This window comes from Clostridium sp. CF012 (genome assembly GCF_018861755.1).
GTDB lineage: Bacteria > Bacillota > Clostridia > Clostridiales > Clostridiaceae > Clostridium_AD.
This window is the reverse complement of sequence record NZ_JAHLEF010000001.1, coordinates 120,410-133,618: the sequence shown is the minus strand read 5'-3', so window position 1 is coordinate 133,618 and position 13,209 is coordinate 120,410. Positions and strand designations below refer to the sequence as shown.

Annotated in this window: 11 protein-coding genes and 1 pseudogene; 9 read left to right on the top strand and 3 right to left on the bottom strand. The window is 30.6% G+C overall.

Annotation, left to right across the window (positions count from 1 at the left end; genetic code table 11):
• Positions 1–6: 6 nt before the first annotated feature.
• Positions 7–1,110: an iron-containing alcohol dehydrogenase family protein gene (locus tag KPL50_RS00660; RefSeq protein WP_216296510.1), complete on the bottom strand. Its 1,104-nt coding sequence runs from the start codon at positions 1,108–1,110 to the stop codon at positions 7–9.
• A gap of 226 nt (positions 1,111–1,336) precedes the next feature.
• Between KPL50_RS00660 and KPL50_RS00655 the strand changes: the two genes are divergently transcribed.
• The 8 genes and pseudogenes from KPL50_RS00655 to KPL50_RS00620 all read left to right on the top strand — a co-directional run bounded on the left by KPL50_RS00655 (position 1,337) and on the right by KPL50_RS00620 (position 9,949).
• Complete coding sequence (locus KPL50_RS00655; RefSeq protein ID WP_216296509.1) at positions 1,337–2,047, top strand: pseudouridine synthase; 711 nt, start codon at positions 1,337–1,339, stop codon at positions 2,045–2,047.
• A gap of 215 nt (positions 2,048–2,262) precedes the next feature.
• A complete protein-coding gene (locus KPL50_RS00650) occupies positions 2,263–3,141 on the top strand; it encodes a MurR/RpiR family transcriptional regulator (protein WP_216296508.1) in 879 nt (292 codons plus the stop codon).
• A 190-nt stretch (positions 3,142–3,331) separates the two neighbouring features.
• Positions 3,332–4,684, top strand: coding sequence for an NADP-specific glutamate dehydrogenase (gene gdhA / locus KPL50_RS00645; protein WP_216296507.1), 1,353 nt, complete (start codon positions 3,332–3,334; stop codon positions 4,682–4,684).
• A 190-nt stretch (positions 4,685–4,874) separates the two neighbouring features.
• Entirely contained in the window at positions 4,875–6,101 is a 1,227-nt protein-coding gene (locus KPL50_RS00640) for an NAD(P)/FAD-dependent oxidoreductase (protein WP_216296506.1), read from the top strand.
• 34 nt (positions 6,102–6,135) lie between these two features.
• Positions 6,136–6,801 (top strand): (d)CMP kinase, encoded by a 666-nt coding sequence (gene cmk, locus KPL50_RS00635; protein WP_216296505.1) that lies wholly within the window; start codon positions 6,136–6,138, stop codon positions 6,799–6,801.
• Positions 6,802–6,837: 36 nt separating this feature from the next.
• Positions 6,838–7,680 (top strand): annotated as a pseudogene (locus tag KPL50_RS00630) (4-hydroxy-3-methylbut-2-enyl diphosphate reductase); the annotation flags it as partial.
• A gap of 214 nt (positions 7,681–7,894) precedes the next feature.
• A complete protein-coding gene (locus KPL50_RS00625) occupies positions 7,895–8,953 on the top strand; it encodes a CotS family spore coat protein (protein ID WP_253200394.1) in 1,059 nt (352 codons plus the stop codon).
• A gap of 111 nt (positions 8,954–9,064) precedes the next feature.
• Positions 9,065–9,949 carry a GNAT family N-acetyltransferase gene (locus KPL50_RS00620; RefSeq protein WP_216296503.1) on the top strand — a complete coding sequence of 295 codons (885 nt, stop codon included), beginning with the start codon at positions 9,065–9,067 and terminating at the stop codon, positions 9,947–9,949.
• Between the two features lie 38 nt (positions 9,950–9,987).
• On the opposite strand, the gene KPL50_RS00615 is transcribed toward KPL50_RS00620, so the two are convergent.
• Together KPL50_RS00615 and KPL50_RS00610 are read right to left on the bottom strand one after the other, a co-directional pair.
• Positions 9,988–11,298, bottom strand: a complete 1,311-nt coding sequence (locus tag KPL50_RS00615; protein WP_216296502.1) for a pyridoxal phosphate-dependent aminotransferase — start codon at positions 11,296–11,298, stop codon at positions 9,988–9,990.
• Between the two features lie 114 nt (positions 11,299–11,412).
• The gene (locus KPL50_RS00610; protein WP_216296501.1) at positions 11,413–11,571 is read right to left on the bottom strand and encodes a hypothetical protein; all 159 of its coding nucleotides are present in this window, start codon (positions 11,569–11,571) and stop codon (positions 11,413–11,415) included.
• 286 nt (positions 11,572–11,857) lie between these two features.
• Here KPL50_RS00610 and miaB point away from each other — a divergent pair, with 286 nt between their 5' ends.
• On the top strand, positions 11,858–13,192 hold the full coding sequence (miaB, locus tag KPL50_RS00605) for a tRNA (N6-isopentenyl adenosine(37)-C2)-methylthiotransferase MiaB (protein WP_216296500.1): 1,335 nt from the start codon (positions 11,858–11,860) through the stop codon (positions 13,190–13,192).
• Positions 13,193–13,209 lie beyond the last annotated feature (17 nt).

Sequence of the window (13,209 nt, the reverse complement as noted above, 5' to 3'; positions counted from 1 at the left end):
CTTTTACTATTTATATTTTAAACTTTCCTTATATATGTTAAGTATATCTTCTCTTTTCACATGTGCAGGGTGATTTTTTAATTTATCCTTGTTTAAAGCCATTATGACTGCATAAGAACACATTTCTTCAAAACTTACAGTATTTATATACCCAAGCATAGCATTTAAGAAATTACCCAGGTCGTCTAAATTTTCTAGGGTTAATAGATATAAAATTTTTCGAACCTTATTTTCATCCAAGCAAAATTCTAAATAGGATTTTAAAAGTACTCCATTTGCTTTTCCATGGGGTATATTATGAAAATATGTAAGTGCATAACCCATGCCATGAGGAAGAGATGTTCCAGCTTGAGCTATTACCATACCAGCTATGGAAGACGCGAGCATTAACTTTTCTCTCACTATATAAGTAAAATCTTTTTCTTTTATCATATTTAAGCATTCTCCAAACAATTTTAATCCCTTTTCGGCTAGGGCATCACTTAATACATTTGCATTTGAAGACAGATATCCTTCTATTAAATGGGATAGTGCATCTATTGAAGTATTTATAGTTATTTGCTCTGGTAAGTACATTAGATATTTTACATCTAGCAGAGCATATTCAGGGAATACTCTTTGACATATACCACGCTTTGTTTGCATCTCATTATCTGTAACTATAGAATAAGGAGTTGTTTCACTTCCAGTTCCAGCTGTGGTTGGCAGGGCAATTATCGGTATAGATTTTAAATTTGGACTATCAAACAAATTATATCTTGTAGCAGCTGGATTATTTATTAGCACGCCTGCTGCTTTTGAGGCATCAATGGGAGAGCCACCTCCAATCCCGATAATGAAATCAGAGTTTTGCGCTCTTCCCAGGTCTGCAATTTTTTCTACAGTTTCTAAAGAGGGATTTTCTTCTACACTATTAAAAATATCATATACAATGCCTTCCTTCTTTAAAGCACTCGTTACATCTTTTAATGAACCATTTATGCTTGAAGATGTTTTACCCGTTACAATTAAAGCCTTTTGTCCATAATTGTTAAATAAGCTGCTATTTTTTAATACTAACTCTTCACCTAGTAATATTTTTGTTGGCATGTAGTAATTCATAAAATCCATAATATATCCTCCTCTTATTCTGCAATTTAAATATTGTATTATGTATATATTATAGCATTAGGCAAATTAAAAGAAATAGGAGTTGAATATATTACAAATTTCTACTTTAGAGGTGGTAATAAAATGAAAAAATATTTCGACAATTGATTTTTTACTAATATACTTATATACTTCTTTATGAAGACTTATTTATATAGTAATTAAAATAATATTAGGAAGTGGTATAGTGGAAGAACGTTTGCAAAAATTCATGGCTAGATGTGGGGTTGCTTCAAGAAGAAAATGTGAGGAAATAATTACAGGCGGGAGAGTAAAAGTAAATGATTTTGTAGTTACAGAACTTGGACAAAAGGTTGATCCTGATAAAGATACTGTATATGTAGATAATAAAATTATCAATATAGAAGAAAATAAGGTTTACATTGCATTAAATAAACCAGAGGGAATAGTATCTACTGTAAAAGATGAAAAAGAAAGAAAAACTATTTTAGACTTAGTGAAGACAAAAGAAAGGATATACCCTATAGGGCGTTTAGACTATGATACATCCGGTTTAATTATATTAACCAATGATGGGGATATCTATAATAGGGTAATTCATCCAAAACAAGCAATTAATAAAGTATATATAGCTTTATTAGAAGGTTGCGCAACAGAGGAAGAAATATTTAAGTTCTGTAATGGTATAGATATTGACGGATATATTACAGCAGGAGCAAACTTTGAAACGAATAAGAGAATTGGATTTAACAGCAAGGTTACAATTACTATTCATGAAGGTAAGAATCGTCAAATTAGAAAAATGTGTGAGGCTATAGAGCATCCAGTTATTGCATTAAAAAGGGTTTCAGTTGGTGAGATTACACTTGGAAATATGGAAAAAGGTGAATGGAGAAACTTGACTGAAGAAGAAATAAGATATTTGAAGAATCTATAATTATTAAATGTCAGTAGTGATTTGAAGAAATCAAGGTAATATCAAGGAAATTTCGGATGTTTAAAATAAAAAGACAGCTAAAATATTATAAAAATGAATAATTCGTTGAAACTATGTTCAATAAATGATAAAATGAAGTAAATATTTCATTAAATAAACAAATGAAATATTTACTTCATTTATTTGAAGTTAACATAGAAGGGTTGGGGGTTATTATGGAAAATAATAAACAAGATTTAATGAGGTCTATTCAAGTAAAATTTCCGCGTTTAAGCAAAGGACAAAAATTAATAGCGGAATACATTTTAAAGCACTATGATAAGGCTGCCTTTATGACGGCTGCAAAATTAGGATCTAGTGTAGGGGTAAGTGAGTCTACAGTTGTAAGATTTGCTAATGAGTTAGGATTTAGTGGTTATCCAAAACTGCAAAAATCTCTTCAAGAATTGATTAAAAATAAATTAACAACAGTGCAAAGAATTGAGCTATCTAATGACTTCATTACACAAGAAAATGCATTAAAAGGTGTATTAAAAGCTGACATGGAAAATATTCGGGCTACCCTTGAAAAGATTAATCATAAAACCTTTGAGGATGTAGTAAATTCATTATTTAAAGCAAAAAAAATATACATAATTGGACTTAGAAGTTCTTCTGCCCTAGCTGAGTTTTTGGCTTTTTATCTAAATCTTATTTTAGATAATGTTAAAGTCGTTGCCTATGGTGTTAGTGATATATTTGAACAAATAATTAATGTTTCAGAAGAAGACGTATTGATTGGAATAGGATTTCCAAGGTACGCTACAAGAACAATTGAAGCTTTAGCCTTTGCTAAAAGTAGAAATGCGGATGTTGTAGCAATTACAGATAGTTTATTATCTCCACTTGCGGCTAAAGCTGACTATACATTAATAGCCCAAAGTAATATGGCTTCTTTTGTTGATTCTTTAGTTGCACCACTTAGTGTAATAAATGCATTAATTATTGCTGTAGGACTTCGAGAAAAAGAAAAAATTTCAAGAACATTTTCTACTTTGGAGAGCATATGGGAAGAATATCAAGTTTATTCATATAAAGACAAAAATGAAAGATAAATTATCTAGAATATTCCTTTAGACTAAGTATATGTAAATGTTTACTCTTTTTTTAGAAATAATATTTTTTTTTAAGAAATAAAGAAGGATTATCGAAAAACATATAGAATATACTAATTATAAAGCAGTTTAATATGCAAAATAAATATTAAACTGAAATTAAACATTCATTTTTAGGAGGGATTAAGTTATGGAGACAAAAGCTTATATTCAACAGGTAATAGACAATGTTAAAAAGAGAAATTCTAATGAGCCTGAATTTATACAAACAGTAGAAGAGGTATTGGGATCTTTAGGGCCAGTTTTAGAAAAACACCCAGAGTATATTGAAGCAAACCTTTTAGAAAGATTTTGTGAACCAGAAAGACAAATTATGTTTAGAGTACCATGGGTAGATGATGCAGGTGTTAATCAGGTCAATCGTGGTTTTAGAGTACAATTTAATGGATGTATAGGACCTTTTAAAGGTGGCTTAAGATTTCATCCATCAGTTTACATAGGAATAATTAAATTCCTTGGATTTGAACAAATATTAAAGAATTCATTAACTGGACTTCCAATAGGTGGAGGTAAAGGTGGTTCTGATTTCGATCCAAAAGGAAAATCAGATGATGAGATAATGAGATTCTGCCAAAGCTTTATGACTGAGCTTTATAGACACATAGGACCAGATGTGGACGTTCCAGCTGGAGACATTGGTGTTGGCGGAAGAGAAATCGGTTACTTATTTGGACAATATAGAAGAATTAAAGGGAATTTCGAAAATGGAGTTCTTACAGGAAAAGGTTTATCCTATGGTGGAAGTTTAGGAAGACCAAGTGCTACAGGTTTCGGTATAGCTTATTTCTGTGAAGAAATGCTTAAACATGAAGGAACAGATTTCAAAGGCAAAACAGTAGCTACTTCAGGTTTTGGAAACGTTGCTTGGGGTCTTTGTAAAAAAGTTGAACAATTAGGTGGTAAAGTAGTAACACTTTCTGGACCAGACGGATACATATATGACCCAGCTGGAGTACTAGGAGAAAAAGTAGATTACATGGTTGAAATGTTACGTGTAAACAAAGGCGCAAGAGTTAAAGACTATGCTGACAAGTATGGTTGTGAATTCTTCGCTGGAGAAAAGCCATGGGGAGTAAAAGTTGATATAGTAATACCATGTGCAACACAAAACGATATTCATATTCAGCATGCTAAACAAATAGTAGCAAACGGAATAACAATGGTTTGTGAAGGTGCTAATATGCCATGTACTAACGAAGCTGTTGATTACTTCTTAGAAATGGGAGTTAAAGTAGGACCATCTAAGGCTGCAAATGCAGGCGGTGTAGCTACATCAGCACTTGAAATGAGTCAAAATAGTATGAGATTATCATGGACAGATGAAGAAGTTGATGCAAAATTACATGCAATTATGTTGAATATATACAAAAATTGTAGAGATTCTGCTGAAAAATTCGGATTTGGTTATAACCTAGTTAAAGGCGCTAACATTGCAGGATTTGTAAGGGTTGCAGAAGCAATGCATGCACAAGGAAACTATTAATTCATAATTAAGCAAAAGAGAATTCCTTTATTGGGATTCTCTTTTGCTTTTCCCACGTTTTTACCTTTATAAGAAAACTTACTACATAAATCTATGCATTTATTTAAATTATTTTATTTATTTTGAATGTGGCTAATAGATTAATATATTATATTAAGTTATAATGAAAGTATTATAAGGGAGTGATTAAGTGTCAAAAATAATTATTATTGGAGGAGGACCAGCAGGTATGATGGCAGCTGTTACAGCTTCATCAGAACACGAAGTGGTACTCATTGAAAAGAATGAAAAATTAGGAAGGAAACTTTATATAACAGGTAAGGGTAGATGCAATATTACAAATGCGAAGGATATCGGTGATTTTTTTGAAAATATACCATGTAATCCTCATTTTTTATATAGTTCACTATATTCCTTTACTAACGAAGATACAATGAAGTTCTTCGAAGAATTGGGAGTTAACCTTAAAGTTGAAAGAGGAGATAGAGTATTCCCGCAGTCAGATAAGTCTTCAGATATTATAAAAGCTTTTAATATGGAATTAAAAAATAAAAAGGTTGAAATACTATTAAACACAAAAGTGAAAAAGTTAATTAGAGATAATCAAAAAATTGCTGGAGTTGAGCTCGGTGATGGAAGTATTGTATTAGGGGATTACTTTATTTTATGTACTGGTGGTTTATCATATCCACAAACAGGTTCATCTGGTGAAGGATTATCTTATGCTCGCGTTTTAGGGCATAATATAATTAAACCTAGACCATCTCTTGTACCAATAGAGCTTCAGGAGGCTTGGATTCCAGAGGTACAGGGTCTTTCTCTAAAGAATGTAGAATTAAGGATTACTGATAGTAAAAATAAGTGTGTATATAAAGAGTTTGGAGAAATGCTTTTTACTCATTATGGTATTTCAGGCCCTATTGTTTTAAGTGCCAGTAGTTTTGTGAAAGACGGAGTAAAATTAAAAGCTTTCATAAATCTAAAACCAGCTTTAAGTGAAGTTGAACTTGATAAGCGAATTCAAAGTGATTTCATAAAATATGCAAACAAAGCTTTTAAGAACTCATTAAATGATTTACTTCCTAGTAAATTAATTAATACAATAATTCAATTATCTAACATTGATGAAAATAAAAAGGTGAATTCTATTACTAAAGAAGAAAGAAAAGTCTTAGTGAATTTACTTCAGAATTTGCCTCTTAACATAAAGGGTCTTCGTCCAATTGAAGAAGCAATTATAACTAGTGGTGGAGTAGACACTCTGCAAATAGATGCGTCTACTATGAAATCAAAAGTAATTGATAATCTTTATTTTGCAGGCGAAATGATAGATGTAGATGCATATACAGGAGGTTATAACCTTCAAATAGCATTGTCCACGGGATATTTGGCTGGAAATAATGTAGGAAAGGACTAATATTATCATGTTTATAAAGGGTGGGTGGAATATAATGAGAATTTCAGTTGCAATAGATGGACCAGCAGGTGCAGGGAAAAGTACTATTGCTAAAATAATAGGTGAAAAATTCAATCTTATGTATATTAACACAGGATCAATGTATAGAGCAGTTACAGTAAAAGCTATGAATGCAAATATATCAGAAAATAATATAGATGAATTAGTTAAAATAGTGGAATCCTTAGAAATGCATTTTGAGAGGGATCATTTAATTGTTAACAATGAAGATTTGACAGATATGATAAATCTTCCGATTATAAGTAACAATGTTTCAAAGTATGCAGCGGTTCCCAAAGTTAGAGAGATTCTTGTAAAATTACAACAAGATATAGCTAAAAAATTCAATGTTATTATGGATGGCCGCGATATTGGTACTGTTGTGCTTGTGGACGCTACTTTTAAATTTTACTTAACTGCTAGTAGTGAAGAAAGGGCTAAGAGAAGATATGAAGAATTAATTTCAAAGGATATAGAGGTTGATTATAACACTATTTTAAGCGATATTATGAAAAGAGATTATATTGATACCCATAGAGAAGTTAGTCCACTTAAAAAAGCCATAGATGCTATAGAAATTGATTCTAATGATTTAGACATTGATGGTGTAGCGCAAAAAATGATACATTATATTAATTCAAATATTAAAAATATTGATTAGTATTTTGTGAAATAGCTTATAGAAGGAGGAGTCAGAATGAAAAAAATAACACTTGCAGATTCAGCTGGCTTTTGCTTTGGAGTTAAACGAGCAGTAGATACAGCCTTAAAAATGAAAGACAAGTACAAAAGTGTAATATACACACTGGGACCGCTTATTCATAATAATGATGTTGTAGATTTTTTAAAAGAAAATCTAATATTTCCTATAGAGCTTGATAATATTCATAGCTTAGAAGAAAATGATACAATCATTATTAGATCACACGGAGTATCTGAAGAAGCGTTAAATATTTTAAAGAAGCACAAGCTTAATATAATAGATGCAACATGTCCCTATGTAGAAAATATTCACAAGAAGGTAAAGAAATACTACGATTTGGGATATAGTATTATTATTGTAGGAGATAAAAATCATCCAGAAGTTATTGGAATTAATGGATGGTGTAATGATTCGGCTTTAATACTTAAGAGTGGTGATCCAAATTTTAATATGCCCAATAAAGTATGTGTTGTAGCTCAGACAACTGAAAGGCAAGCTACTTGGGAAGAGATATTAACTTTGGTTATAAAAACCAGTAAGGAAATAGTTGCATTTAATACTATTTGTAGTGCAACAGAAGTGCGTCAAAAATCTGCAGAGGAACTTTCAACAAAAGTTGATGCTATGGTAGTTATTGGTGGGTTTAATAGTTCAAACACTACAAAACTTTATGAAATATGTAAAAAAAATTGCGAAAACACAGTACATGTAGAAAATTTGTTAGGTATCCCGGATGCATTTATAAAAGATGCAAATTTTAAAAATATAGGGGTTACAGCAGGAGCGTCTACACCGGATTGGGTTATTAAGGAAGCAATTATAAAAATGAATTCTGATAAATAGATTTATAAGAGTATAACATTTTTTATAAAAATAAAATCTCGAAAAACGTGTAGTATAAAATTATGCTACACATTTTTTTGTAGTTTATTGTGTTAGTAGAGCTGTGAAGGTAAAAAAATATAAGTAAATATCTTATTTGCAAATTATTGAATACTAAATAAATTTAATTAATATAATTTAATAGCACTATTATTAGGGAGAGAAAAAATTGAAAGGGAATACAAGGAAAACTGAGGGCATTAAAATAATTGCAAATAAAGAGATGCAAATATTAAGAACTGTAATGCATAAGTATAATATCCAGTTAGTAAGTGCTGAAAAAATTAGAGGGGAATACAAAGTTACAACAGATATTGGCAATTTCTGTTTAAAGAAAATGAAACATGGAAGAAATAAAGCTAAAAACAGTTGTATTTTAACAGAAGAGCTTTTATTTCATAAGTTTTCAAATATAGCTAAGTATTATAGAACAAAAGAGGGATCTTTTTATGTAAGTTATAAAAGCAATATATTTTACTTAACAGAATGGCTAGAAGGCTATGAATGTGATTTAACTGATATTGATGAAGCTGTAAATTGTATAAAACTCTTAGCGCAATTTCATAATACAACAAATAAGATTGACCATAACAAAATTCACATAGAAAAAAACTTAAAAAATTGGCCAAAGATTTTCTCTAGTAATTTAAATAATCTTGAAAAATTTAAAAAAATAATTATTAGCAAAAGGATAAAGAATGATTTTGATGTACTTTTTCTAGAGGGAATTGATAACTTCTATAGTAGAGGGTTGTCAGCCATTAATATGTTATACGAGTCACAATATTATAAATTATCAAAAGTAGTAAATGATCAAAAGACAATATGCCTTAATAGTTTTAATAATCAGAATATAATTAAAAAGGAGGGAGAATACTTCATAACTGATTTTGATAATATTATGATTGACTTGCAAATAAATGATTTAGGAACGCTTATTAGGAGATTGATGTTCAAAAAATCTTATGGATGGGATTTTAATTTTGCTAAAGTTTTAATTGAAGCCTATAATTCCATAAATAGATTGTGTAAAGAAGAGTTAGAGATAATGTTTGCATTAATAATTTTTCCGCAAAAATTCTGGAAGCTTGGATACAGAAGATATATAAATCAAAAAAAATGGTCAGAGAGTAAATATTTGCATAAATTAAACAGGATAGTAAGTTATAATGAAAATCAACAGAAATTTTTTGGTGATTATTTGATTTTTTTAGAAGAATATTTATAAATTATAAATTATAATAAATTTATTGTAAAAATATTATTAATAGATTTATAATTAGAAATGTATTATAATTTATTGGTAATCAAAAAAATAAAATTTAATGGAGTAAGATAAATGTATAAATCAATAAGTCTAACTTTAAAAAACATTAATAAATTTAGAAAAATTTTTCAATTTAATACTAACTTTAGTTTGTCGAATAAAGATTTCTTTCAGTTGTATGATAATAGTAATATTATACAAAGAATATTTTTAAGGAAAAATGTAAACCTTCTAATAGAAAAAGAAAAAGAAAAGAATAACTATATAGGTTATATATGGTTTGAAAAACATAATAAACATCATAGTTCCATTAATTCAATAAATGTAATCCAGGATAACAATTTAATTTATTATTATGAAACTTTAATTAATCCACTGAAAAATGATAGTTTAATAACTTATGAATGTGAAGATAATGAAGTAAATATAGATATTTTAAGTAAGCTAGGGTTTAAAAGAGCTAAAGGGTTTATAGAACTAGAAACGCAGTGTACAGAATATGTTACTGCATCTGCTCCTAATAATATTACTTTTTCTATAGTAGAAAAGGATAAAGATGAAAAAGCACGTTGCCTATTACAAAATGAGATATTTAACAACGATAATAGAATTCCAATAAATATAGAGGATATTTATTATGATGAAGCGCAGGAATATTATTTTGATAAGGGTGCAATATTTATTGAACTAGGCGGAATACCCATTGGATATGGTCAAATTATAGTTGAAGATAAGGTGGCAATCATAGTAAATTTTGGAATCGTAAGAAAGTATAGAAAAGAGGGCTATGGAAAGGTGCTTTTGTGCTATTTGCTTAATATAGCTAGAGATAATGAATTTTCTAAAGTATCCCTCAAGGTAGATTCTAATAATGTTGATGCGTTTAAATTGTATCGTTCATTAGGATTTAATATTAAAAGGGAATTATATACTTGGCAAAAAACTAAATTTCAATAAAGTAAAGGAGGTAATGATACCTCCTTTTTAATACATATTTAGCGTGCTTCCTCATACTTACTTAGAAGCTTAATGAATAACTCAGGAACCTTTTCCATGTTTTCTGGAGTTTCTACGAATGCGATACGCATCTGAGTGTTTCCAGGATTAGACTCGCCTGGTCTAATGTCATAGAAGCCTTTCATAGGTGCTACCAGAAGAGTTGTTTCCACTCCGTTTAAGTCCACTGAGCCTTCCTGGGCACAATACATAACAAAGTCGATTGAATCAAATCCTGGTTTTACAATGTTTCTGACATCAACTACTGAATATATAGCTGAATCAGGGCTAGAAACAATCAGGCCAGGGGCAAGTTCCTTCACGCCGTTATAGAATTTAAACATGATATTTTTGTAATACTCACGAATGCCTTTGCACCAATCATCAATCTGCTGCTTGCTTTCATGAGCCAGTGCTCCGAAGATATACTGACCGATTACATTGGCGCAAAGGTTAGCAGTATATTCAGCTACTGACTGAGTATGGAACTCTTCATTATCAGTGATTAAAGCTCCTATCCTTAAACCACAGGCACTCCATACCTTTGATGCGGTATCCAGGCTTATTCTTCTGCCTTCTATGCCAGGTACATCTGCATCAGTGATTCCCCAGATGCTTACCAGGTCACCATCAACATAAAACAGTCCACGATAAGCTTCATCGCTGATCATCCACATATTATATTTTACGCATATTTTAGCAAGCTCCTTAAGGGTTGCATAGTCGTAGAGCTGTCCTGTAGGATTGTCGTAAGGTATAACAAGAAGTGCTGAAGGATTGTGCTTTTTAATGGTCTCTTCAATTTTGTCAAGCTCTGGAAGGCTGAACTTGCCATCATCGCCTAAATGACGTTTTACTGTAATAGTTTTACGGCCGATCCTTTCTGCAAAAGAAATATAATTTGTATAGGCTGGGTCAATCATCATAAGAGGTTTATCATCAGTTCCAGCAGCTCCGCAAACACCCAGTAATAACAGTTCCATACCAGAGGATCCACCATCGGTTACCTGAACGAATAATTTACTAGTATCAAAACCTTGACACTTAAGAATGTTTTTAAATGCATCCTGAGCCTCAGCTACACCGGCAGTACCTGAATATCTTACAACACCCTCTGAAAATGGACTTTCGGGTGAATCCAATGAAAACATCCTTTTCTGCATAGCAGGATTTGTTGGAAGTGAAACGTTTCCAATTGCTACATTGACTAACGCAGGCTTAATTATACGCTCACCAAATTTTATCTGCCCAAGTCTGACGTCTGATGGCATCCTTTTCTTGAAATGTTCTGATAGTATTGGTTTGTTCATAAAAAATACCCCCTAAAAATATAATCTATTTAAACTTTTGTAATATTGTATCATATTAAAATGCTTAATAGCTAGCGAAATGTGGTCACAACCCTGCCGTCCTAAATTTAAAAACTACTTAAATTCTCTTATTATGTTTTCAACAGGTACATAGGGTACTTTTATATTTACCATATTGCTATGGGCGCACATATAAAAATAACTCCTGTCACATATACAATCATATTGTAATTGTTTATCTCTAGAATACTCATCTTTTTTTGCATCATACATATAAAATCACTCCTTTTAGGTAGTTTACCCAAGGAATAGAAATTTAATGTAGAAGTAAAAAACGAATGGTGGAGATATATAGAATATAAAAAACCACATTGTGACATTTTATTGAATTATGATACAAAAGTAGCTAATTTTATTATAATCTTATTTAAACATATATTTCAAGTAAATTATTTTAATAATTAAATATTCTGAATTATTAAAAATGACTTTTAAAAAAGCTACAAATTATATATAATAGGAAGATGGTAATACTTTTTTTATAAAGGAGAATCAACTAATGAATAAAACACTTAATTATTATATAGAAACATGGGGTTGTCAAATGAATGATGAGGACTCCGAAAAATTATCCGGAATGCTAATACCTATGGGATATAAAAAAACTACGGATAAGGAAGCTGCTGATATAATTATATTTAATACCTGCTGTGTTAGAGAAAACGCAGAGCAAAAGGTTGATGGAAACATAGGAGCTTTAAAGAATATGAAAAAACAAAAGCCAAACCTTATAATAGCAGTTACTGGATGTATGATGCAGCAAAAGGGCATGGCTAAACATATAATCACTAAATTTCCATTTGTAGATATTATAATCGGAACACATAATGCTTATAAGTTTCCTGAGTACTTAAAAAGAATACAAGGCGGCGAACCGTCTATTGTGGAAATTTGGGATAAAGAACAAGATATCATAGAAGGAATGCCTATAGACAGGGAAAGCAGTATAAAAGGATTTGTTACTATTATGTATGGTTGCAATAATTTCTGCACTTATTGCATAGTTCCTTATGTAAGAGGAAGAGAGAGAAGTAGAAATCCAGAAGATATTATAAATGAAATAAAAACTTTGGTTTCAGATGGGTATAAAGAAATAACCGTACTTGGTCAAAATGTTAATTCTTATGGCAAGGGATTAATACCTGAAATAAATTTTGCAGAGTTACTTAGAAGGATTAACAATATTGAGGATTTAGAGAGAATAAGATTTATGACATCTCATCCAAAGGATTTATCTATTGAAGTAATAGAAGTAATAGCTGAGTGTGATAAAATTTGTGAACAAGTTCATTTGCCAGTACAATCTGGTTCAACTAATCTTCTAAATAAAATGAATAGACACTACGATAGAGAGCAATACTTGGAATTAGTTAAAAACATTAAAAATATACTACCGAGTGTTGGACTAAGTACAGATATTATTGTTGGATTTCCAGGAGAGACAGAGGAAGACTTTGCTGAGACCTTAAGTCTTATGGAAGAGGTGAAATTTGATTTAGCATTTATGTACCTTTATTCTAAAAGAAAAGGAACTCCAGCAGATGAAATGCTCGAGCAAGTACCGGATAAAATTAAGCATGAGAGATTTAATAGATTAATCGAAGTTGTTAATAGAACTTCTAAAGAAAGAAATATAGAATATGTAGGAAAAATTGTAGAAGTACTAGTTGAAGGTTTTAGTAAAAATGATAAAAGTAAATTAACTGGAAGAACAAGAACAGGAAAATTAGTTAACTTTGAAGGTAATTACAAAGCTATTGGAGAGCTGGTATCAGTTCAAATAACCAATGCACATTCTTTTTCACTTATGGGTGAAGAAATATTAGGCGCATAGACAAGCAAGGGGGCATT

Bases quoted from the DNA above. Each gene is read 5' to 3' on its own strand.
- KPL50_RS00660 (WP_216296510.1), bottom strand. From the start codon at position 1,110: ATGGATTTTATGAATTACTACATGCCAACAAAAATATTACTAGGTGAA.
- KPL50_RS00650 (WP_216296508.1), top strand. From the start codon at position 2,263: ATGGAAAATAATAAACAAGATTTAATGAGGTCTATTCAAGTAAAATTT.
- gdhA (WP_216296507.1), top strand. From the start codon at position 3,332: ATGGAGACAAAAGCTTATATTCAACAGGTAATAGACAATGTTAAAAAG.
- cmk (WP_216296505.1), top strand. From the start codon at position 6,136: ATGAGAATTTCAGTTGCAATAGATGGACCAGCAGGTGCAGGGAAAAGT.
- KPL50_RS00620 (WP_216296503.1), top strand. From the start codon at position 9,065: ATGTATAAATCAATAAGTCTAACTTTAAAAAACATTAATAAATTTAGA.
- KPL50_RS00615 (WP_216296502.1), bottom strand. From the start codon at position 11,298: ATGAACAAACCAATACTATCAGAACATTTCAAGAAAAGGATGCCATCA.
- KPL50_RS00610 (WP_216296501.1), bottom strand. From the start codon at position 11,571: ATGTATGATGCAAAAAAAGATGAGTATTCTAGAGATAAACAATTACAA.
- miaB (WP_216296500.1), top strand. From the start codon at position 11,858: ATGAATAAAACACTTAATTATTATATAGAAACATGGGGTTGTCAAATG.